19 protein-coding genes are annotated in these 21,689 nt (G+C 32.9%); 4 read left to right on the forward strand and 15 right to left on the reverse strand.

Going from position 1 to position 21,689, the window contains the following annotated elements:
• The first annotated feature begins 91 nt into the window (after positions 1–91).
• On the forward strand, positions 92–1,636 hold the full coding sequence (locus ACZ0AH_RS12095; protein ID WP_463476050.1) for a hypothetical protein: 1,545 nt from the start codon (positions 92–94) through the stop codon (positions 1,634–1,636).
• A 225-nt stretch (positions 1,637–1,861) separates the two neighbouring features.
• Here ACZ0AH_RS12095 and ACZ0AH_RS12100 read toward each other — a convergent pair whose 3' ends face one another.
• Positions 1,862–3,517, reverse strand: a complete 1,656-nt coding sequence (locus tag ACZ0AH_RS12100; protein WP_463476051.1) for a M1 family metallopeptidase — start codon at positions 3,515–3,517, stop codon at positions 1,862–1,864.
• A gap of 166 nt (positions 3,518–3,683) precedes the next feature.
• On the opposite strand from ACZ0AH_RS12100, the gene ACZ0AH_RS12105 reads away from it, so the two are divergent.
• A complete protein-coding gene (locus tag ACZ0AH_RS12105) occupies positions 3,684–4,382 on the forward strand; it encodes a carbohydrate-binding family 9-like protein (RefSeq protein ID WP_463476052.1) in 699 nt (232 codons plus the stop codon).
• Between the two features lie 187 nt (positions 4,383–4,569).
• On the opposite strand, the gene hisIE is transcribed toward ACZ0AH_RS12105, so the two are convergent.
• The 12 genes from hisIE to ACZ0AH_RS12165 all read right to left on the reverse strand — a co-directional run bounded on the left by hisIE (position 4,570) and on the right by ACZ0AH_RS12165 (position 15,633).
• Positions 4,570–5,166 (reverse strand): bifunctional phosphoribosyl-AMP cyclohydrolase/phosphoribosyl-ATP diphosphatase HisIE, encoded by a 597-nt coding sequence (gene hisIE / locus ACZ0AH_RS12110; RefSeq protein ID WP_463476053.1) that lies wholly within the window; start codon positions 5,164–5,166, stop codon positions 4,570–4,572.
• Positions 5,167–5,326: 160 nt separating this feature from the next.
• Positions 5,327–6,082, reverse strand: coding sequence for an imidazole glycerol phosphate synthase subunit HisF (gene hisF / locus ACZ0AH_RS12115; RefSeq protein ID WP_463476054.1), 756 nt, complete (start codon positions 6,080–6,082; stop codon positions 5,327–5,329).
• A gap of 99 nt (positions 6,083–6,181) precedes the next feature.
• Positions 6,182–6,493, reverse strand: a complete 312-nt coding sequence (locus tag ACZ0AH_RS12120) for an NIPSNAP family protein (protein WP_463476055.1) — start codon at positions 6,491–6,493, stop codon at positions 6,182–6,184.
• 89 nt (positions 6,494–6,582) lie between these two features.
• Positions 6,583–7,308, reverse strand: a complete 726-nt coding sequence (gene hisA, locus ACZ0AH_RS12125) for a 1-(5-phosphoribosyl)-5-[(5-phosphoribosylamino)methylideneamino]imidazole-4-carboxamide isomerase (protein ID WP_463476056.1) — start codon at positions 7,306–7,308, stop codon at positions 6,583–6,585.
• A gap of 55 nt (positions 7,309–7,363) precedes the next feature.
• A complete protein-coding gene (hisH, locus tag ACZ0AH_RS12130; protein WP_463476057.1) occupies positions 7,364–7,945 on the reverse strand; it encodes an imidazole glycerol phosphate synthase subunit HisH in 582 nt (193 codons plus the stop codon).
• An 84-nt stretch (positions 7,946–8,029) separates the two neighbouring features.
• Positions 8,030–8,380 carry a nuclear transport factor 2 family protein gene (locus ACZ0AH_RS12135; protein WP_463476058.1) on the reverse strand — a complete coding sequence of 117 codons (351 nt, stop codon included), beginning with the start codon at positions 8,378–8,380 and terminating at the stop codon, positions 8,030–8,032.
• 74 nt (positions 8,381–8,454) lie between these two features.
• The gene (hisB, locus tag ACZ0AH_RS12140; protein WP_463476059.1) at positions 8,455–9,591 is read right to left on the reverse strand and encodes a bifunctional histidinol-phosphatase/imidazoleglycerol-phosphate dehydratase HisB; all 1,137 of its coding nucleotides are present in this window, start codon (positions 9,589–9,591) and stop codon (positions 8,455–8,457) included.
• 218 nt (positions 9,592–9,809) lie between these two features.
• On the reverse strand, positions 9,810–10,856 hold the full coding sequence (hisC, locus tag ACZ0AH_RS12145) for a histidinol-phosphate transaminase (protein ID WP_463476060.1): 1,047 nt from the start codon (positions 10,854–10,856) through the stop codon (positions 9,810–9,812).
• A gap of 132 nt (positions 10,857–10,988) precedes the next feature.
• On the reverse strand, positions 10,989–12,272 hold the full coding sequence (gene hisD / locus ACZ0AH_RS12150; RefSeq protein WP_463476061.1) for a histidinol dehydrogenase: 1,284 nt from the start codon (positions 12,270–12,272) through the stop codon (positions 10,989–10,991).
• A gap of 127 nt (positions 12,273–12,399) precedes the next feature.
• The gene (gene hisG, locus ACZ0AH_RS12155; RefSeq protein WP_026985136.1) at positions 12,400–13,257 is read right to left on the reverse strand and encodes an ATP phosphoribosyltransferase; all 858 of its coding nucleotides are present in this window, start codon (positions 13,255–13,257) and stop codon (positions 12,400–12,402) included.
• 309 nt (positions 13,258–13,566) lie between these two features.
• Entirely contained in the window at positions 13,567–14,967 is a 1,401-nt protein-coding gene (locus ACZ0AH_RS12160; RefSeq protein ID WP_463476062.1) for a sensor histidine kinase, read from the reverse strand.
• Positions 14,968–15,633, reverse strand: a complete 666-nt coding sequence (locus ACZ0AH_RS12165) for a response regulator transcription factor (protein ID WP_463476063.1) — start codon at positions 15,631–15,633, stop codon at positions 14,968–14,970.
• A gap of 198 nt (positions 15,634–15,831) precedes the next feature.
• On the opposite strand from ACZ0AH_RS12165, the gene ACZ0AH_RS12170 reads away from it, so the two are divergent.
• Complete coding sequence (locus tag ACZ0AH_RS12170) at positions 15,832–17,922, forward strand: LTA synthase family protein (protein WP_463476064.1); 2,091 nt, start codon at positions 15,832–15,834, stop codon at positions 17,920–17,922.
• 306 nt (positions 17,923–18,228) lie between these two features.
• Here ACZ0AH_RS12170 and ACZ0AH_RS12175 read toward each other — a convergent pair whose 3' ends face one another.
• Positions 18,229–19,227, reverse strand: a complete 999-nt coding sequence (locus ACZ0AH_RS12175) for a zinc dependent phospholipase C family protein (protein WP_463476065.1) — start codon at positions 19,225–19,227, stop codon at positions 18,229–18,231.
• Positions 19,228–19,696: 469 nt separating this feature from the next.
• On the opposite strand from ACZ0AH_RS12175, the gene ACZ0AH_RS12180 reads away from it, so the two are divergent.
• Positions 19,697–20,644 carry a hypothetical protein gene (locus ACZ0AH_RS12180; RefSeq protein ID WP_463476066.1) on the forward strand — a complete coding sequence of 316 codons (948 nt, stop codon included), beginning with the start codon at positions 19,697–19,699 and terminating at the stop codon, positions 20,642–20,644.
• A gap of 21 nt (positions 20,645–20,665) precedes the next feature.
• Here ACZ0AH_RS12180 and ACZ0AH_RS12185 read toward each other — a convergent pair whose 3' ends face one another.
• Positions 20,666–21,631 carry a YeiH family protein gene (locus ACZ0AH_RS12185; protein ID WP_463476067.1) on the reverse strand — a complete coding sequence of 322 codons (966 nt, stop codon included), beginning with the start codon at positions 21,629–21,631 and terminating at the stop codon, positions 20,666–20,668.
• Between the last annotated feature and the right edge of the window lie 58 nt (positions 21,632–21,689).

The following is a 21,689-nucleotide window of genomic DNA, read 5'->3' on the forward strand; positions in this document are numbered from 1 at the left end:
AATTCATTTTAATGAAATTATACTGTTCATAACACAATTTAAATCGAATTAAATAACTAATAATCAATAAGTTACATTATTATATTTTACAATGGCTAACCATCAAAAAGATTTCTTATTTGTATTAATAAAATCACTTTCTAAATCTGAAAAAAGACAGTTTAAAATTTTTGCAAGCCGTTTAGAAACCAGTTCTAACACAAAATTTATTGAATTGTTTAATATTTTAGACAAGTCTGAAAACTATGATGAAAAGCTTATTTTAAAAAGCGGAATCATCAAAAAAGTACAGTTATCTAACTTAAAATCATACTTATACAAACAAATTTTAGTTAGTATCAGACTAAATATTCCGAGTCAGAACATTCGGTATCAATTGCGCGAACAAATAGATTTTGCCGTAATCTTATATAATAAAGGATTATACAAACAGAGTTTGAAAATTCTCGATAAAACAAAAATCATTGCGCTGGAAAATGACGAAAAATATATGGCGTATGAAATCGTCGAGTTCGAAAAACTGATAGAATCGCAATATATTACCCGAAGTATTCAGGGTCGCGCCGATGAATTGGTAATTCAGGCAAAAGAATTAAATTACAGAAATACTATTTCGAGCAAATTATCGAATTTATCGCTTCAGTTATACGGAATCATGCTGAAAACCGGTTACGTAAAAAGCGACGAAGAATATAAATATATTGATGATTATTTCAACAAACACATATCCAAATTAGACGAAAGCAAATTTGGTTTCCGCGAGAAATATTGGTTTTACAATGCAAATTTATGGCGCAGTTTCTTAGTTCAGGACTTTTTGGCGAGTTATAAATATGCGTATAAATGGGTGACCTTATTTTATGATAATCCAAATATGATCTTTCAGAATCCGGTATTCTTCTTAAAAGGAAATCATTACTTTTTGGAGTCCTTATATATGTTGAAATACAAATCGAATTTCAAGAAATATTTAACGCTTTTAGAAGAAACAATCGAGGATTCCAGATTTCCTGTCAATGATAACGTTGCGTCGCTATCTTTTCTTTACGTTTATAATAATAAACTCAATTTGCATATTCTTGAAGGAACTTTTGCCGAAAGCGAATATCTAATTCCTGAGATTTTGGAAAAAATAAAACTGCACAGCGAACATCTTGATGAACATCACGAAATGTTATTCTATTATAAGATTGCTTCTATTTATTTTGGAAACGAAAAGTACAATGAATGCATTCACTATTTAGATAAAATAATCAACAACAAGAACTTATCTATGCGTGAAGACTTAATGTGCTTCGCCAGACTTTTGTCTTTGATTGCACATTATGAATTAGGAAAAGATTATTACTTAGAAAATCACCTTAAAAACACCTATAAATTTCTAATAAAAATGAACGATCTGCATGAAGTTCAAAAGGAAATTATCAAGTTTTTGAGAAACCTAAACAACTTATATCCCGCCGATATTAAAAAGGAATTCATTAAAATGCGTTTGCGCTTTATTGAATTGGAAAAAAACACTTACGAGAAAAGAGCATTTCTTTACCTGGACATTATTTCATGGCTTGAAAGCAAAATTGAAAACAGAAAAATTGCTGATATAATTAAGGAAAAGGCGAAGTTGAGTAGCCGATAGGAAAGTAAAATTTCAATTTTTTAAAATTCCAAATTCCAATAATTACAAAGTTAGGGTCATTGCGAGGAACGAAGCAACCTCACTAACGAAAAGCTAGTAATCGAAGCAACGTGAGATTGCTTCGTTCCTCGCAATGACGTACATTACGCATAAGTAAGCCAATAAAAAATCCCAAACTTCATCATTGGAATTTGGGATTTTATAAAATTGGAATTTATCGAATTTTTATTCGATTATATTAGAAGTCGTTACATAAAAATTCTTATCAACTTCAAGTTTTCTGTCTTCATTAGTTGTCTTCACAGATTGCCATTCTGTTGTTGGTTTCAGCCACGTTTCAACACCGTTAAGCTTTACTTTTACTGGCATATCAAATTTGGCAACACAATTGGTCCAGTGATATCCAAAAGTTCCGTTTTTAAACATATATTCGAAAACAGGAATTTGAGTTGTCGTTAAATATTGAGCAAAAACCCTGTTGAAATTAATTCCTGCTTGTGTGTTTATATAATCCTCAATTTGTTTAGAAGTAACCGTTTGATGGTAAAAAGTACTGTTTAAACCTCTCAGAATTGATTTCCATTTTGCATCATCATTTACAATCTGGCGAATAGTATGCAGCATATTTGCCCCCTTTGGGTACATATCGCCTGAACCTTCGTTGTTTACGTCATAATGTCCAATGATTGGTTTATCATTAGCAATGATTTTTCTGCATCCAATTACATATTCGGCACCAGCCTCTTTACCATAATAATACTCCAGAAAAAGACTTTCAGAATAATTGGTAAAACTTTCATGAATCCACATATCAGCAATATCTTTATAGGTAATATTGTTGGCAAACCATTCATGACCGGATTCGTGAATAATGATAAAATCAAATTTTAATCCCCAGCCGGTTCCGCTTAAATCACGACCTAAATAACCGTTTTTAAAGCCGTTTCCGTATGTCACACTACTTTGGTGCTCCATACCTAAATAAGGCGCTTCGACCAATTTGTAACTGTCTTCATAAAAAGGATAAGGACCAAACCAGTTTTCAAACGCTTTCAGCATCCTTGGCACATCTTTGAATTGTTCTTTGGCTACAGCCAAATTATCTCTCAAAACGTAATAATTACAATCTAAATCACCTTTTTCTCCTTTAAATTTTTCAGAGAAATTAACATAATCACCAATATTAATATTTACACCATAATTATTAATCGGGTTCGAAACATACCAATTAAAAGTTTTTGTGCCGTCTTTTTCTTTCTTAACACTTTGCAGTCTTCCGTTCGAAACATCAGTCAAATCTCCGGGAACATTCACGCTAATGAGCATGTTTTCGACTTCGTCATACATATGATCTTTGCACGGCCACCAAACGCTGGCACCCAATCCCTGGCAAGAAGAAGCAATAAAATCTTTTCCGTTTTTATCTTTTTTCCATGTAATTCCACCATCCCAGGGCGGTTTTATAGCTTCTTTAGGTTTTCCTCCAAAAGAAATTACGATTTCCTTAGTTTCTCCCACTTTTTGAGTCGCGGTTAATGCAATAAAAAAAGCATTTCCGTCTCTTTCAAACTGCAATTCCTTCCCGTCTTGTGTTACTTTATAAATTTGCATCGGTTCCTGCAAATCAATCTGCATTTTATTATTCTCAGTTAAAACCGTATAACGAACTGTGTTTGAACCCGTAATCGTTTTTTCTTTCGGATTTACTTTTACATCCAAATGATAATATTTCAAATCCCACCAGGCTCTTTCTTTATTAATGCTTCCGCGTAAAGTATCCTGATGTGTAAAAACCGTTTCAGACTTATTAAGAAGTCCTTGCGCATTGGCAGTAAAACCAACTAAAAAGGCGATAAAAACGCCACAGAAGTATTTTTTCATTATTTATAAATTTGTAATAAATAAGGTAATTAAACCAGCATAATCTTCAACAAATGTAAACAATCCCATTAAGTTTTAAATGATTTTATAATTTCTATTCCGAAAATTTAATGTTAAAATTCATTTATTCTTTTTTACTTTAGCATATCAAAATAAATTACTATTTATGAAAATTAGTAAAATTGCGGCTCTTTTATGTCTGATGTTTTCGATAACAAGTCATTCACAAATTATTCAGGTTCATAAAACAAATGAGAATATAATTATTGACGGGGATTTATCCGATTGGAAAACACCTTTTTCAGGTCCTTTTGTAATTCATAATTCAGGTAAAAAAGCCACACAAAATACAATGATTTCACTTTCGTGGAATAATGAAAACCTATATATCGCTTATAAATCAACCGATTCTAAAATTGTGGGATCAAGTCAGAAAAAAGATGCTCAAATTTTTAATACAGATGATTTAGTAGAAGTTTTTCTGGATCCTGACGGAGATGGACAAAATTATATAGAAATTGGTGTAAATGCTTTTTCGTCTAATTATGACATGCTTTTAAAATGCATTTCGCCAAATTGTGGCGGCTGGAATACGAGTATAGCTTTTGATATTTCCGGATTGGAAGCGCAAAGCAAAATAACTCCGGAAGGTTTTAATACCGAAATTAAGATTCCGTTTTCGAGTTTAGAACTCATTCAAAATGGTAATTTCATAAAACCAAAAACAGGAATGAAATGGAAAGGAAATGCTTTTAGAATTGATTACGGTAACACAACCGAATATCTTGCATTACAGCCTTATAAAAGTTTTAAATTCGGATTTCATCAACCGCAGGAATTCGCTGTTTTTGAGTTTGTAGAATAGTGTCGAAATGGCACGCGGATGACGCTGATTCACTTCGCGAAAACGCGGATTGATACGGATTTTTTCTTTTTTATTAGTCGTATTTTTGTCAGACTGAGCGAAGTCGAAGTCCGGTTTGCTGAATCACTTTGCGGGACTTCGACTTCGCTCAGTCGGACAAAAATTATATTGATTATTTTCTTTAAAACTACTTCTGACGCTTTTTCAAAACATCAACAACATCATTCAATTGGAAACCTTTTGCCTGAAGTAAAATTAAGTAATGAAACAGCAAATCAGCGCTTTCGCTTAAAAATAAATCATCGTTATCATCTTTCGCTTCAATAACCACTTCTACAGCTTCTTCGCCTACTTTTTGAGCAATTTTATTGATTCCTTTTTCGAATAAAGAAGCCACATAACTTTTCTCAGAATCCGCATTTTCTCTACGAATTTTGATTGTATTTTCAAGTTCAGAAATAAAACCGTAATTCTCCGTATTTGCTTCCTGCCAGCACGTATCCGCACCTGTATGACACGTTGGTCCAACAGGTTTTGCCTGAATTAAAAGTGTATCGCCGTCACAATCATTTTTGATACTTATAAGATTCAAAAAATTGCCACTCTCCTCGCCTTTTGTCCAAAGTCTTTGTTTAGATCTGCTAAAAAAAGTTACTTTCTGAGTTTCGATTGTCTTTTGAATCGATTCGTCATTCATATATCCCAACATCAAAACATTTTTGGTTTCAGAATCCTGAATAATTGCCGGAATCAACCCGTGTGAACTTTTTATATCTATATTCATTTTATTTTAGATTTTAGATTTTAGACTTCAGATTTAGCTCTTTGTCTTAATTCTATTTTTTTTTTATTTCCTTATTCTATTTTCCTTATTCTATTTTCTTTACTCTATTTTCTTTACTCTATTTTCTTTATTCTTGCTTCTATTCTCTTGCTTCTTGCTTCTAAATTCTAACTTCAATACCATTATCCCTAAGTTCTTCCTTCAAAGCCTTAATCTCAATTTCCTTAAAGTGAAAAACGCTCGCAGCCAAAGCAGCATCAGCTTTTCCTACTTTGAAAGAATCTACAAAATGCTGCATATTTCCAGCACCGCCGGAAGCAATAATCGGAATATTAATCAATTGGGATAATTTAGCCAAAGCTTCGTTTGCAAAACCATTTTTAGTTCCGTCGTTATCCATTGAAGTAAATAATATTTCGCCGGCTCCGCGTTCTGCGACTTCCACAGCCCAATCGAATAGATTTAATTCTGTCGGAACTTTTCCTCCAACCAAATGCACAATCCATTGTCCTTCAATTTGTTTGGCATCTATTGCAACAACAACACATTGACTTCCGAATTTTTGAGCAAGGTCATTAATCAATTGCGGATTTTTTACTGCCGATGAATTGATAGAAACTTTGTCGGCTCCATTATTCAACAGAATTTCAACATCTTCTACAGATGAAATTCCACCTCCAACCGTAAACGGAATATTGATTTTCTCCGCCACACTTCGCACCATATTCACCAACGTTTTACGGCGTTCTTCCGTAGCCGAAATATCCAGGAAAACCAACTCATCCGCACCTTCCGCCGAATAAATTTCTGCCAATTCCACAGGATCTCCCGCATCGCGCAAATCCACAAAATTAACGCCTTTTACGGTTCTTCCGTTTTTTATATCCAAACAAGGAATGATTCTTTTTGCTAACATTAATCTAATGTGTTAATTAGATAATTAGTCAATTAGATAATTATTACACAAAGCTTTGAATTATCTAATTTTCTACTTATCTCATTTTCTAATTTTTTTCTATTCAAATACAGGACTTAAAAAAGTTCTTTCGTAACTTATAATACATCTTGTGTCTTCGGCAAGTTTAAAAGCTTCTACGCACTCTTTGTCGTCTTTTGAAAACATTGCTTTTCGATAATTTTCGTAATCCGCAAAACTTGGAAAAGAAAACAAGGCATAAGCAATATTATTAGCCCCTTCCGAAGGCATAAAATAACCGTGATGCTGACCTCCCAAACGATTTACGATTTTAATCCATCTCTTACCGTAATCTTCAAAAACCTCCAATTGATACGGATCTATAACGTATTTTAAGTGACAAGTTATCATAATCTGTTGTTTTTAATGTCTCAATTAGAAAATTTGATAATTAGATAATTTTAAGCGCATTGAAATAATTATCTAATTGACTAATTATCTCATTTTCTAATTATATAATTCTCCAGTTGTTTCAACGTAATTCTGCCTTCATAAATAGCTTTTCCAATGATTGTTCCTTCGCAGCCTAGTTCAGCTAATTTTGGTAATTCGTCGAAAGTTGAAATTCCTCCCGAAGCGATTAATTTTACACCATGTGCTTCTTTCAAAATTTCACCGTACAAATCAAAACTCGGACCTTCAAGCATTCCGTCTTTTGCAATATCCGTACAAATAACATATTGAATCCCTTTCATTTGATATTCCTGAATAAACGGAATCAAGTCTTCATCTGAATCTTCTAACCAACCCGAAACGGCAATTTTTTCGTCTTTGGCATCAGCACCCAGGATAATTTTATCCGATCCGTATTCTGAAATCCATTTTTCGAAAATTGCTCTGTTTTTTACGGCAATACTTCCGCCAGTAATTTGATTTGCACCACTTTCAAAAGCAATTTTCAAATCGTCATCAGATTTTAAGCCACCTCCAAAATCAATTTTTAATGTGGTTTGCGTTGCAATTTGCTCTAATATTTTATAATTGACAATTTTACTCGATTTTGCGCCGTCAAGATCTACCAAATGCAAATATTCGATTCCGTGCGCTTCAAATGATTTCGCTACTTCAAGCGGATTTTCGTTATAAATTATTTTGGTATCGTAATCGCCTTTGGATAAACGAACACATTTTCCGTCAATGATATCTATGGCTGGTATTATTCTCATTTTATTAAGTCTTAAAGTTTGAAAGTCTAAAGTCATAAAGGCCTTAAATCTTTCTTTATATTTTTAAAAAATTTTCCAGTATTTTCTCCCCAACAGCCCCGCTTTTTTCAGGATGAAACTGAGTCCCATAAAAATTATTTTTTTGCAAAGCCGATGCATATTCAAGTTCGTAATCCGTAGTAGCAATGGCTTCATCGCAATATGGCGCATAAAAACTGTGTACCAAATACATAAATTCATTCTCAGAAATTCCTTTAAACAAATCTGATTTTAAGTTATAAATCTGATTCCATCCCATTTGCGGTACTTTTACTTTTGACGTAAATTTAACCACATCAACATCAAAAATCCCTAAACCTTCAGTATTTCCTTCTTCCGTCGATTTGCACATTAATTGCATTCCCAGACAAATTCCTAAAACGGGTTGTTTCAAATTCGGAATCAAATTATCCAAACCACTTTCTCTAAGTTTCGTCATGGCTGAACTTGCCTCGCCAACGCCGGGAAAAATTACTTTATCAGCTTGTTGAATTTCTTCCGGATTATTACTCAAAACAGCGTTAAAACCAAGCCTTTCAATAGCAAACATAATGCTTTGAATATTTCCTGCTCCGTAATTTATAATTACTATTTTCATTTTTTTTTGTTTCAGGTTTCAAGTTTCAGGTTTCAAGTTACACACAGAACTTGAAACCTGAAACTTGAAACAAAATTTAAACTTTTACAGATCCGTATAATGGGCGATCATTTTATTTACCAATCCGTTTTGATCAAAAAACATTACTTCGATCGCCATTTTATTCATCACCGATTTGTAATAAAGTGCCACCGAATCTACTCCTGATGTAACATCAACCAATTCAAAATTCAAATCCGGAATTTTTGTCAATGCTTTTTCCCAATATGCCCGCACTTGCTCTTTTCCCTGAAGCGAACCGCTTTCAATTCCCGCAGCCAGTTTTATCATCGGTGTGGTAATTTCAATATCTTCCGAATAATGTTTCATTATATCTTCTAAATCATGCGAATTCCAGGATTCAATCCATTTCTCAGCAAACTTTTTAGCATCCATTTTTTTGTTGTTTCAGGTTTGTTTTGTTTCAGGTTCCGTTGCACAACCTAAAACATGAACAATTTTACTTTTTTCTAAAGCATTCCTTTAGTTGATGGCAAAATCATTTTCTCTGTATCTCTTTTCACCGCTACTTTTATGGCTTTCGCGAAAGCTTTAAAAATGGCTTCGATTTTATGATGTTCGTTCGTTCCTTCGGCTTTTATGTTGATGTTCGCTTTGGCGCCGTCAGAAAAGGATTTAAAGAAGTGAAAAAACATTTCTGTTGGCATTTTTCCAACCATTTCACGTTTAAATTCGGTTTCCCAAACCAACCAGTTTCTTCCGCCAAAATCAATTGCAACCTGTGCCAGGCAATCGTCCATTGGAAGACAAAATCCGTAACGCTCAATTCCTAATTTATTTCCTAAAGCTTTTGCAAAAACTTCTCCAAGAGCAATTGCTGTATCTTCAATCGTGTGATGTTCATCGACTTCCAGATCTCCTTTAACCAAAATTTCCAAATCCATTTGACCGTGGCGCGAAATCTGATCTAACATATGATCGAAAAATGCAATTCCGGTTTCGATTTTACTTTTTCCCGTTCCGTCAAGATTTAGATCGATAAAAATATCCGTTTCATTGGTTTTACGCGTAATCGATGCCGAACGCGCTTCTAATTTCAGAAACTCATAAATCGTTTTCCAACTCATCGTTTGAAGAATAATCGTTTCGTCTAATTCTTCTCTTTTTGATAAAATTTCGTTAGTTCCGATTCCGTCATTATCATTGATGAAAATTGCTTTTGCGCCTAAGTTTTTCGCCAATTCAACATCCGTCAAACGATCTCCCAAAACAAAAGAATTAGCCAAATCATAATCCGGATTATCAATATATTTCGTCAACATTCCGGTTCTTGGTTTTCTTGTTGGCGCGTTATCTTCAGGAAACGATCTGTCGATAAAAATGTCATCAAACAAAACGCCTTCATTTTCAAAGGCTTTCAGAATAAAATTTTGCGTTGGCCAAAACGTATCTTCCGGAAAACTATCCGTACCCAACCCGTCCTGATTGGTTACCATCGCTAATTCGTAATCTAATTCATTAGCAATTTTAGCCAAATATTGAAAAGCTTTCGGATAAAATTCTACTTTCTCCAAAGCATCTAATTGATAATTTTCAGGTTCTAAAACAATCGTTCCGTCACGATCGATAAAAAGTACTTTTTTCATAAATTATATTTTTCTGCCACAGATTACACAAATTTCACTAATTTTTTCACGCAGATTTTAAAAAGATTTAAGCAGATGTACACAGATTATTTTATATTTAAAAATCAAAATTAAATCTGCTTTAATCTGCAAAATCTGCGTGAAAGAATCTTTTTTAAATCATTTAAATTCGTAAAAAAATAACCCGTTTAATCCGCAAAATCTGTGGGCTATTTCTTTTAGCTTAATAACTTTAATTCTTTAATTAAAACTGCGTTTTCCTCTGGAATTCCAATCGTAAAACGCAGACAGTTTTCGCATAAAGGCTGCGTTGTTCTGTTACGGATTACGATTCCTTTTGCAATTAATTCATCATATCTTTTGTTGGCATTATCTACTTTTACCAAAACAAAATTTGCTTCTGTTGGATATACTTTTTCAACAAAACTAACTTCCAGTAAAACTTTAAGTAATTCCTCTCTTTGTTCAATAATAGAAGCAATTTCCTGTTTTATTTTATCCGAATCATTCAAACGGGAAATGGCTCTTTGTTGTGTTAATTCGTTGACATTATACGGAGGTTTTATTTTGTTCAAAACCGAAATCACAGCTTCAGAACCATAACAAATTCCTAATCGAATTCCAGCCAAACCATACGCTTTTGAAAGCGTTTGCGTAATCACCAAATTAGGATATTCGTCAATTTCTGTCAGCCAGCTTTCTTTAGCTGAAAAGTCTATATAAGCTTCGTCGATTACAACCAGACCTTTAAAGTTTTGAAGCAATTTCACCACACTTTCATCCGAAAAAGAATTTCCGGTTGGGTTATTTGGCGAGCATAAAAAGATGATTTTTGTGTTATCATCAATAACATCTAAAATCTTTTCGACTTGTGGCTGAAAATCGGTAGAAAGTAAAACTTCCCTGTTTTCTACCGCATTAATATTCGCCAGAACGCTGTACATTCCGTACGTTGGCGGTAACGAAATGATATTGTCAGTTTTGGGTTCACAGAAAGCCCTGAAAAGCAAATCCAGAACTTCATCGCTTCCGTTTCCTAATAAAATCTGACTTGATTTTACCTTATTATTCTTCGCCAAAATCGCTTTAACTGAATTCTGCTGCGGATCCGGATAACGATTCACGCCATTTTGAAACGGGTTTTCGTTCGCGTCCAAAAAGATCATCTGTGCCGTATCAAAATCTTCAAACTCATCACGCGCCGAAGAATATGGTTTTAGTATTTTCACGTTTTCACGTGTTATTGTATTTATATCGAATTTCATTCTTTTATTTTTAAGGAGAGAAAAGAATCAAGAGGCAAGAATAAAGATTCAAATCTATCCTTTAACTCTTTCATCTTGTTTCTTGCTTCTTGCTTCTTGTCTCTTTGCTCTATATTCTTTATTCTATTTTCTCTACTCTAAACTCCTCAATCTCAAAGTTACCGCATTTTTATGCGCTTGCAAACCTTCGGCTTCAGCCATAATTTCGATTGCTTTTCCTATATTTTGAATTCCTTTTTCTGTTATTTTCTGAAACGTCATAGATTTCATAAAACTATCCAGATTTACGCCGCTGTAATTCTTAGCATATCCGTTTGTTGGCAACGTATGATTTGTTCCCGAGGCATAATCTCCGGCACTTTCAGGCGTATAATTTCCAATAAAAACCGAACCTGCATTTATGATTCCATTACAATAAAAATCATCAAATTCTGAACAGATAATAAAATGTTCGGGTCCGTATTCGTTGATTAAATCCAAAGCAATCTGATCATTTTCAACGTAAATCAACTTTGAGTTTTCGATGGCTTTTTTCGCGATTTCCTTTCTCGGCAGTTCTTCAATCTGAACCTGAATTTCCTTTTCGACAGCATCAATTAATTTTTTCGAAGTCGAAACTAAAATTACCTGACTGTCCGTTCCGTGTTCTGCCTGAGACAACAAATCTGAAGCTACAAAAGCAGGAACAGCCGTATCATCAGCAACAACCAACAATTCAGAAGGTCCGGCAGGCATATCGATTGCAACACCAAATTGAGTTGCCAATTGTTTTGCAACGGTTACAAACTGATTTCCGGGTCCGAAGATTTTATAAACTTTTGGGATCGATTGTGTACCAAATGTCATTCCGGCAATTGCCTGAATTCCGCCAACTTTTAATATTTTGGTTACGCCGCATAAATTCGCTGCATATAAAATGGCAGGGTTTATTTTTCCGGTTTTATCCGGTGGCGAACACAAAACGATTTCTTTACAGCCTGCAATTTCCGCAGGAACCGCTAACATTAAAACCGTTGAAAACAAAGGTGCAGTTCCGCCCGGAATGTATAAACCAATTTTCTGAATTGGTCTTTTTTCCTGCCAGCAGTTTACGCCTTGTATCGTTTCAATAGAAATTCTATCTGTTTTTTGAGCTTTGTGGAATTTATAAATATTATCTTTTGCTAACTTAATGGCGTCTTTTAATTCATTTGAAATCGAATTAATGGCTTCTTCAATTTCTTTTGGAGAAACTTCATAATTATCTAAAGCAATTCCGTCGAAAATAGAAGTGTATTTTGCAACGGCTTCATCGCCTTTTTTCTGCACTTCTTTGAAGATTTCTTTTACCGTAACTTCGATATCATCGATTGTTTTGGTTGGTCTTTTTAATATATCAGACCAGGTATCTGGTTTTGGATTGTCTATTTTTTTCATTTATTTTATGCTTTATGCTATAAGCTGTAGGCTTTAAGCTTTTATATTTTTGCTCTAAGCTATAAGCTTTAGGCAATAGGCTTTTAGCATATAGCTTAAAGTTTATAGCCTAAAGCAGACGAAGCCCTTAAAGAACCATTTTCTCAATTGGGCAAACTAAAATTCCTTCGGCTCCAGCCTCTTTTAATTTATCGATTACATCCCAAAAAGTGTCTTTATCTATTACAGAGTGTACGCTGCTCCAACCTTCCTGAGCTAATGGCAAAACGGTTAAACTTCTTAAAACCGGAAGAATTTTTCCGATTTCATCAATTTTATCGTTTGGCACGTTCATTAAAATATATTTTGAATTTCGGGCTCTTAAAACCGATTGAATTCTGAATTTTAAGGTGTCAATATGTTTCTGGATTTCAGGAGAAACTTTTGGTGAAACGGCTAAAACTGCCTCACTTTTAAGGATAACTTCAACTTCTCTTAAATTATTTTTGAACAAAGTGCTTCCGCTTGAAACGATATCTACAATGGCATCGGCAAGGCCAATATTTGGGGCAATTTCTACCGAACCTGAAATTTGGTGAATATCAACTGTTAATCCAAAAGAGCTAAAATACTCATTTACAGTATTTGGGTAAGAAGTTGCAATACGTAAACCTGCTAAATCCTGAATAGAATTGTATTCGAAAGTTTTAGGAACGGCTACAGAAACCTTGCATTTTGAGAATCCTAATTTTTGAATTACTTCAATATGTTTTCCTTTTTCAACCAATAAATTATCGCCCACAATGGCAAGATCTACCACTCCGTCAATTAAATACTGAGGAATATCTGAATTTCTCAGGTATAAAACTTCTAAAGGAAAATTTGAAGCTTCTGCTTTTAGCTGATCGTTTCCGTTGTTGATCGAAATACCGCAATCTTTTAAGATTTGAATGCTGTCTTCGTTTAAACGACCTGATTTTTGAATTGCAATTTTTAATGTACTCATTTTTTTAGTTTTTGTTGGATTAATAGTCTGAGTACAAAGAATTGGTATAAAAAAACCCGTTTGATGTACTCAAACGGGTTTTAAAATATGATGATTTACATGCATACCATTAACACATCGCCTGAGAGCAATAATGAAAATGATGATGATGTAATTGAATAGAAATCATGACTTGGTTTATTTTATAATTCTTTGATTCGGTTGCAAATATACTAGTTAATTTAATAAAAAAGCAATTTTTAATTTAACTTAACGATAGTTTATTGTTAAAAAAGATCGTTGCTGCTGTTTTTGTTACGTTTTTTAAATTTACGATACCGATTTCAGGTTTTCACTAAAACTCAAAAAAACCGTAGTTCCAACTCCTATTTCGCTTTCGATTCTAAACTTAATATGAAGCAGTTCTGTAATTCTTTTTACGATAGACAAACCTAATCCGGTTCCTTTAATATGCGGATGATCTGTTGAATTTGACCTGAAAAAAGGATTAAAAATTGCTTCTAAATCTTCTTTGGCAATTCCGATACCGTTATCAGAAATTTTACAGATTATTTCTTCATTTTGCCTGTAAAGAAAAATCGAAACTTCTCCATTTTTTTTGGTGTATTTAATGGCATTCGAAATAATATTTCTGAGAATTGTAACTACCAGAAAATTATCTGATTTAATATAATAACCTTCTAAAGCATCAAATTTAATATTGACATTAAGGTTCTTTATCTTCTCAGAATTCAGTGTTAAAACATCCAAAATCAATGCATTTAAATAAACGGATTCCGTACTTATACCTTGTTTTTGATTCTCAAAACGCGCCATTAATAAAAGCTGATCGACTAACATATTTAGGTGATCTACTTCTTTAATGCAATAGTTTATTTTTTCTTCATATTCTTTACTATCACGGGGTTTTCGAATTAAAACTTCAAGTGTTCCTTTAATAACTGTTAAAGGCGTTCTTAGTTCGTGTGAAGCGTCAGAAGTAAATTGTTTTTCACGTTCGATTGCATCTTCAATTCGGTTTAATAAATTATTTATGGTTTTAGAAAGTGTGTATAATTCGTCCCGGGTTTTAGGTAATACAATTCGTGTTTTCAGGTTATCTTTTGTAATTATTTCAGAAGTATTGATAATAGTATTTATAGGTTTTATACTTCTGCCGGCAAAAAATCGTGCAATAAAAAACAGCAATATTAAAATCACCAAAAATGATAAAGACATGATATCAAACAAATTATTCAATACCATTCTGGAATCTGCTAATGACATGGCTACAATTACATATCCTATTTTTTTATGGTTAATATGAAGCGGAACCTGAATTTGTCGAATGGCATGATTGCCCATTTTAGTGTCAAATAGTATAAAATCTTCTACAGAATCCTTAAATTCAAGAGTTTGCGTTTTTAGATTTGGTGCTTTCTCAATTACTTTTTTATTCAGGTCTAAAAACTCCACAAAAACCGGATTTACATCAACAGTATTATGCTCGCGTTCTTTCCATTCTTCGGCATCAATAAAAATTACTTTGCCGTTTACGACCTTTAATTCTTCTAAATGATTTTTGATTTCTACATTGATATTTTCATCAATATGACTGTAAACTGTGTGTTTAACAATGGAATAAATAATCGAAAAAACTACCAAAATCAGCAAACCGGTTGTGATAATATAGTTTAAGGCAATTCTGTTTTTGAAAGAAAGCTGTGCCATTTATAAATCGTTAGCGATATAACCAATACCGCGAATTGTTTTAATATAATCTTCTTCAATTTTCAGGTTGAGTTTTTTTCTGATTGCATTCATAAAAACATCAATTACGCCTGTGTCATATTCAAAATTTATTTCCCAAACATCTTTTAAAATCTGATTACGCGTACAAACTTTTCCTTTATTCTTAATAAGGTATGTCAGCAATTCAAATTCTCTTTGCGTAAGAGAAACTCCTTCATCATTTTTTAAAACAACATGTTTGGATAAATCAATTGTAATTGTTCCCAAAGTAAGGATTTCTGCTGTTTTTTGATTTCTAAAATGGATTTTAATGCGTTCTACCAATTCCTCAAAACTAAAAGGTTTTTTGATATAATCATTTGCGCCCGCTTTTAAGCCTTCTATAGTTTCCTGAACGGTGTCTTTTGCTGTTAAAAAAATGATTGGCGTTTTCTGATCCTTGATTCTTATAGCCTTACATAAATCCAAACCATTAATTTTTGGCAGCATCCAATCTAATAAAATCAAGTCAAATTTTTGATTTTGAATCAATTCAAAACCCTTTGAGCCATCATTCGCCGTTGTTATCAGATATCCTTCTTCTTGCAGACCTTGTTGTAAAAACTGAACAATTCCTAACTCATCTTCAACTATTAAAATGTGCATTTAATTTTAAATTTAGATTAAAACTATAAAATTTCATGCTCAAAGATAAAAATTTTGAACTCAGAAAACGCTTAAAACCATAAGAATAGCGCAAAGAAAACAATCTTAAGCCAATATTAAGATAACGTTAAGTAAGGTAAAAGTAGAACTTAATCCAGAACTAATGAATTGCCATTAATTTTGCAAGAAAATAATTAGATGACTCTTTACAAGAAATTTTCACCATTTTACAATCTAGCTTTATTTTATTTCGCTGTAAGCTTTATATTACGAATTGTTTTATTTTTCCATCCTATAACCCAAAGCGCATTTACAATACTTGAAAGCCTGAAAATCTTTGCATTAGGCCTTGTTTCAGATTTCTTTGTTTTTGTTGTAGCAAGTGTGTTTTTATGGCTGTATTTAATTTTTATTTCAAATTCTAAATACAACAAACCTTCCGGCTATATTATTTTGGGTGTTTTTTTAGCGCTATTTATTTATATCGCTTCGGGGAAAAGTATTTTTACGGAATATGGAGGCGCTTTACCAAAAATTGTTTTGATTTTTATTGGAATTAAAACGGCTCTTTTTGCTCTTTTGCTTTTTCTTCCGAAATTAAGGGACAAAATCAGATTTTGGTTATTTGCTTTTGTACTGTTTTTATATGTTTTATTGATTCTCCAAAATGGATTAAGTGAATATTTCTTTTGGAATGAATTTGGTGTTAAATACAACTTTATCGCTGTTAATTATCTGATTTACACTAATGAAGTTATCGGAAATATTATGCAGTCTTATCCGGTAATTCCTTTATTCTCGGGTTTATTTCTGATAACCGGGATTTTTACTTATTTTATTCTGAGAAAATCCAAAAACTATATTAATGAGATTCCAACTTTTAATGAAAAAATAAAAATCTCAGTGATTTATATTGTTTTGTTTGTGGTTTCTTTAATTGCAATTCCAACTTTAGCCAAAACAGAAAACTCGAAGAATGTTTTTGTTAATGAACTACAATCTAATGGATTATATAAATTTTATCTGGCTTTTCAGAATAACAAATTAGATTATTTCAAATTCTATAAAACATTACCTAATCAGGAAGCTTTTGCTCTTTTAAAACAACAATTTCCAACTATTTCCGGTGAAAATACTACTCGGAAAATAACAGGTGATTCTCTTGAAAATCATAAAAATGTTGTATTAATTACAATAGAAAGTTTAAGTGCTGACTACATGAAAATGTATGGAAATGAGCAAAATATAACGCCATTTTTAGACAGTTTAGCTCAAAAAAGTTTACAATTTACTAACCTGTTTGCAGCGGGAAACCGTACTGTTCGCGGACTTGAAGCGGTAACTTTATGTTTGCCTCCAACTGCAGGTGAAAGTGTTCTAAAAAGAGAAGATAACAAAAATAAATTTTCGACTGGTTTTGTCTTTAAACAAAAAGGATATAATGTAAAATTCATGTATGGCGGCGATGCTTTCTTTGATAATATGCAGGATTTTTATACTGGTAACGGATATGAAATTGTCGACAAATCAAGTTTTTCTCCTGAAGAAGTTACATTTTCTAACGTTTGGGGCGTTTGCGATGAGGATATGTACAACAAAGCGATTAAGGTTATGAATGCCGAAGCAAAGCAAAATAAACCTTTCTTTAATCATATTATGACGGTTAGTAACCACAGGCCTTTTACATATCCTAACAATAAAATTGACATTCCGGGAGATATTAAATCCCGAGATGGCGGTGTAAAATACACGGATTATTCGCTTAGAAAATTCTTTGAAATGGCGCGTAAACAGCCTTGGTTCAATAATACGGTTTTTGTAATTGTTGCAGATCATTGCGCATCAAGTGCCGGAAAAACTGAACTTCCGTTGGATAAATACAGAATTCCTGCTTTTATTTACACCCCAAATGCAAAACCTGAGAAATATAATAAATTAATGTCGCAAATTGATCTTATGCCTACCCTTTTTGGATTGCTGCATTTTAATTATGAAAGCAAATTCTTTGGTCAGGATGTTTTAAAACCGGATTATAAACCGAGAGCTTTTATCGCAACTTATCAGGATTTAGGTTTGATTAAAGATAATGTATTAACGATTTTATCGCCTAAACAGCAAGTAAAACAATTTGATTTACAAATAAATACAAAACCTGGTATTGCACCTGAATATCAAATTGATTATAATGAGATTCCAATGAAAACGGAGAGAACTGATTTGGTAAAGGAGACGATTTCATTTTATCAAACAGCTTCCGATATGTTGAAACATAAAAAATATCAGAAATAAGTTTATAAAATTTAAATTTTTTAAATTCCAAATTCCAATAATTGGATGTGAATATTGTTGTGAAATGGAACGCGGATGACACAGTTTAAACGGATTTTTTCTTGTAAGATTAATTTGTTTGTCATTTCGATTACAGGAGAAATCACACTAGAAATGCCCTAAACGAAATTGTCAATATATGCCAAGTTATATCTGTGATTTCTCCTGTAGTCGAAATTGGCAATAACAAAAAAGCCTCAAATTCATATGAATTTGAGGCTTTTTTAAAACTTAAAACCTGAAACTAAAAAACCTGAAACTCTTTTTTTAGTCGTTTTGATTCTTCATTCCAAATAAGTTTCCTTGTTCGAATAGTTTTATATCATCTTTTAATGCCTGATTGTTTCTTTGTGTAACAGCAGATGAATCTAAATCGCTTAAGTCTGGTTTTCCAGCATTTACCCACGCTGTATACCAGAAACTTGCTGTTGCTGCAATGGCTTTTTTCATTTGGTTTTCAACCATTCCGTTTAATTCTTTGTTCAATTTAGTGGCATATTCATCTGAGAATTTAGCGGTATTGTATTTGCTTTTTGCCACTTTTCCGTCAGCATCTACAACAAAAACCTTATTTTCAGGTGTCGATGTTCTTAGTTTTTTATCAATATCTAATAAAGGCTGCGCTAAACTGTGTGTATCATTAATCATGTTCCAGATTGCTTTATGAATATCTTCATAATACTGTGCTTGCGGAACATTTAATTTATAATTTTTAGCGAATAATTCCGGTAATCTGCTTTCCCAAAGAGAATGAATCCCTTTTTGGTCGCTTAATTGTCCGTCGTGATTTGCAGAAGTATGCAATGGCATATGCGCATCACCAATATAATGGCCTAAATCTGCAGCAAGAAACAAGATTTCGGCTCTGTTTTTATCTTTGAAAGCTTTGGTTAATTTCGCCATCATATCTTCGATATACCAAGGCAAAATTCCGTTATCGTTCAGGAATTTAGCATCGTATTTTTTCTTTGCTTCTTCTAGAGTCTGCGGAATACTGTCTACGGCTCCAAAGTTCTCCATATCAAAATAATGTCTTGGATTTTCGTCTTTATAATTCAAAGCATATTTACGAATATCCGGAACGGAAGCTTCTTGTGTAATAAAATCAATATGATTGTAAAAAAATATCTGTAGTGGCTGAGGCAATGCCATAACTGCGGCTTTGTTAATACGTTCGTGACCAACGATTCCCCATGATAAGGTCAAAAATCCAATTGCTAATACTATAACAGTAATTAGTTTTGATTTCATTTTAATTTTTTTCATTTGTAAATTTGTTTGAGGGGGCAAATTTATCTTATTTAAAGATAATTCAAAAATAAACCAATGAAGATTATGTTAATTTAATTAATATATATGATTTTGAGGCTAAATTGAGAATTTTTCAGCCACAGATTCTTCAAATTTTAAATCTGTGACTGAAAAAAATCTTAATTACAATTTATTATAAACAACATTAAAATAAGAAGATGGGTAATACGTTTTTGGGACTTCCGCTCGTATAAGACTGAAATTGAGGCGTTATCATATTCCATAGAACATCATCTCCGTTTCATTCCCAGCCTAAAATAGTCCATCCTTTATTTTAGCATAATTAACAATTCCTTAAAACACTTCTAAACCCTAAAATAAAGGTTTTAACTGAAATAAATTAATTATAAAAAGCTTGAAAATTTAAAGTATACTTTTGAAAAAACAATGTAAATTTGAATTCCACTATTATCTTACACTCCAAATGAATTTTATCAAATCCTTTCTTTTTTTATTGCTTTTTACCTCTATTTGTACAGCCCAGGAAGATATTGTCCAACTTAAAAATGTTAGCGATACTATTTTAAATCCCAAAAGAACATTATTTATTTCAGGTCAGCTTGATGGAATAAAAACCATTCAAAAATTATTTCCGGGTAAATTATACAATACAGATCATAATATTTTTGTGAGTTGGAATTGCAAAAAATGCAAACCTGCTGCTTATAAAGATGTAAACGAAGTCGAAGGAGATCAGTTATTTCCGTACGAACGCGGTGTTGCTACGAGGCTTTTAAACACAATTGATTATGCAGATTCTAAAGGAAATCAATTCAAAATAGTAGCTTTTAACCATTCTGTTTATGATGAAGATGGTTTGCAAACCGGACGTTTTTCAGGAGGACTTTTAGGATTAGCCAAATTTGCGAAAAATGGTAATATCTGGGAAATGAAATCTTTTCAGCCTGCAGTGGCAGCATTTGGAGCTTTTGCGCAATGTCCGAAGCCAAAACTTTTACAAATTGGAGAAGATCAATATGCTTTTACTTTATTGCATGTAAATGGCGGCGCAGGCGGCCCTTTTGACGGAACTCTTTATATTGTCGCCGGTTTTGACGGAAAATATCAGCCAATTATGGAAGCATATGAATATGAACTAACCAACAGCGAAAAAACGAAATGGTCAAGTACGTATAGTGTTGTTACAGATAACAATAAAAAATATTTCAGAGATATTATTGTTACCACAACGGGCAATTATAGTAAAGCAGGCGCTGATGATGAGTTTGAAGCAACTGCTCCAAGTGATGTTGCGGCAATGTCTAAAACAAAAAAGCAATTTAATTTTACAATAGAAAAAAGATACGTGTTTAGCGGAAAACATTATAAACTTTCCGGCAAACCTGTTGTTAAATTTTCCAATGTAAAATAGTGAAAACTCGCTGTTTTATTTTTAATTGAAATATAATATTGAAGCTAAACCTAAAACAGCAATAAATATCCACAGAAAGACGCCTTGTAATAAAGGCTTTACTCCTACTGATTTTAAAGTGTTTATATTTAAAGTTGCGCCAATTAAAAATAAAGTTACCGTTAAACCAATTTTAGCAATACCCACAATATACGGTGCTATAATGATGGTTTGAGGAACATAAGTATTGAAAAGCATCGCCACGATAAACAAACCTATAAAATACGGAATCTTGATTTTAGAGTTTTTATTTTTGAAAACTGCAGCCGTTAAAAGAGATATCGGAATAATCCATAAAGCTCTTGCGAGTTTTACGGTTGTCGCAATCTGCAAAGCTTCGGCCCCGTATTTATTGGCTGCTCCAACTACAGAACTTGTGTCGTGAATGGCAATGGCGCACCATAAACCAAATTCTCTTTGAGATAAATCAAGCTGGTGTCCGATAAACGGAAAGACGAATAAAGCAATAGAATTCAGTATAAAAATCACGCCCAATGCAATCGAGGTTTGATTTTCGTTTGATTTTATTACCGGAGAAATCGCTGCAATAGCACTTCCGCCGCAAATTGCAGTTCCGCACGAAATTAAATGAGAGGTTTTTTTATCAGTTTTTAACCATTTTCCCAGAAAAGTTCCTAAAATAAGTGTGCTGAAAATAGAGAATATAGTCAGCAAAAAACCTTCTTTTCCTGCTGAAAGCGCACTTGTTGCATTCATTCCGAAGCCTAAACCCACAACCGAAAATTGCAATAAATACGTTATGGCTTTGTGATTGAATTCTACAAACGGATTTCCAAACACATTTACCATCACAACTCCTAACAATAAGGCAATTGGGGGCGAAATTATAGAAAATAAACACAATGCAATTATTAAAGCAAAAATTGCCTGTTGAATATAAAGGTTAACCTCTAATAAATGCGATGCAGGATGTTGTTTCGTTTTCAAAATAAGGTAATTTGATATTTCCTTACAAAGATCCGGTGTTTATATTGAATTCGCCAAT

It is taken from the genome of Flavobacterium sp. AC105 (genome assembly GCF_979258495.1).

What these genes read in the sequence shown, in the direction of transcription:
- hisH (WP_463476057.1), bottom strand. Translation starts at nt 7,945, where the DNA reads ATGAAAATAGTAATTATAAATTACGGAGCAGGAAATATTCAAAGCATT.
- ACZ0AH_RS12095 (WP_463476050.1), top strand. Translation starts at nt 92, where the DNA reads ATGGCTAACCATCAAAAAGATTTCTTATTTGTATTAATAAAATCACTT.
- hisC (WP_463476060.1), bottom strand. Translation starts at nt 10,856, where the DNA reads ATGAAATTCGATATAAATACAATAACACGTGAAAACGTGAAAATACTA.
- ACZ0AH_RS12180 (WP_463476066.1), top strand. Translation starts at nt 19,697, where the DNA reads ATGAATTTTATCAAATCCTTTCTTTTTTTATTGCTTTTTACCTCTATT.
- hisD (WP_463476061.1), bottom strand. Translation starts at nt 12,272, where the DNA reads ATGAAAAAAATAGACAATCCAAAACCAGATACCTGGTCTGATATATTA.
- hisG (WP_026985136.1), bottom strand. Translation starts at nt 13,257, where the DNA reads ATGAGTACATTAAAAATTGCAATTCAAAAATCAGGTCGTTTAAACGAA.
- ACZ0AH_RS12175 (WP_463476065.1), bottom strand. Translation starts at nt 19,227, where the DNA reads ATGAAAAAAATTAAAATGAAATCAAAACTAATTACTGTTATAGTATTA.
- ACZ0AH_RS12170 (WP_463476064.1), top strand. Translation starts at nt 15,832, where the DNA reads ATGACTCTTTACAAGAAATTTTCACCATTTTACAATCTAGCTTTATTT.
- ACZ0AH_RS12160 (WP_463476062.1), bottom strand. Translation starts at nt 14,967, where the DNA reads ATGGCACAGCTTTCTTTCAAAAACAGAATTGCCTTAAACTATATTATC.
- ACZ0AH_RS12105 (WP_463476052.1), top strand. Translation starts at nt 3,684, where the DNA reads ATGAAAATTAGTAAAATTGCGGCTCTTTTATGTCTGATGTTTTCGATA.
- ACZ0AH_RS12135 (WP_463476058.1), bottom strand. Translation starts at nt 8,380, where the DNA reads ATGGATGCTAAAAAGTTTGCTGAGAAATGGATTGAATCCTGGAATTCG.
- hisB (WP_463476059.1), bottom strand. Translation starts at nt 9,591, where the DNA reads ATGAAAAAAGTACTTTTTATCGATCGTGACGGAACGATTGTTTTAGAA.
- hisF (WP_463476054.1), bottom strand. Translation starts at nt 6,082, where the DNA reads ATGTTAGCAAAAAGAATCATTCCTTGTTTGGATATAAAAAACGGAAGA.
- ACZ0AH_RS12120 (WP_463476055.1), bottom strand. Translation starts at nt 6,493, where the DNA reads ATGATAACTTGTCACTTAAAATACGTTATAGATCCGTATCAATTGGAG.
- hisA (WP_463476056.1), bottom strand. Translation starts at nt 7,308, where the DNA reads ATGAGAATAATACCAGCCATAGATATCATTGACGGAAAATGTGTTCGT.
- hisIE (WP_463476053.1), bottom strand. Translation starts at nt 5,166, where the DNA reads ATGAATATAGATATAAAAAGTTCACACGGGTTGATTCCGGCAATTATT.
- ACZ0AH_RS12165 (WP_463476063.1), bottom strand. Translation starts at nt 15,633, where the DNA reads ATGCACATTTTAATAGTTGAAGATGAGTTAGGAATTGTTCAGTTTTTA.
- ACZ0AH_RS12100 (WP_463476051.1), bottom strand. Translation starts at nt 3,517, where the DNA reads ATGAAAAAATACTTCTGTGGCGTTTTTATCGCCTTTTTAGTTGGTTTT.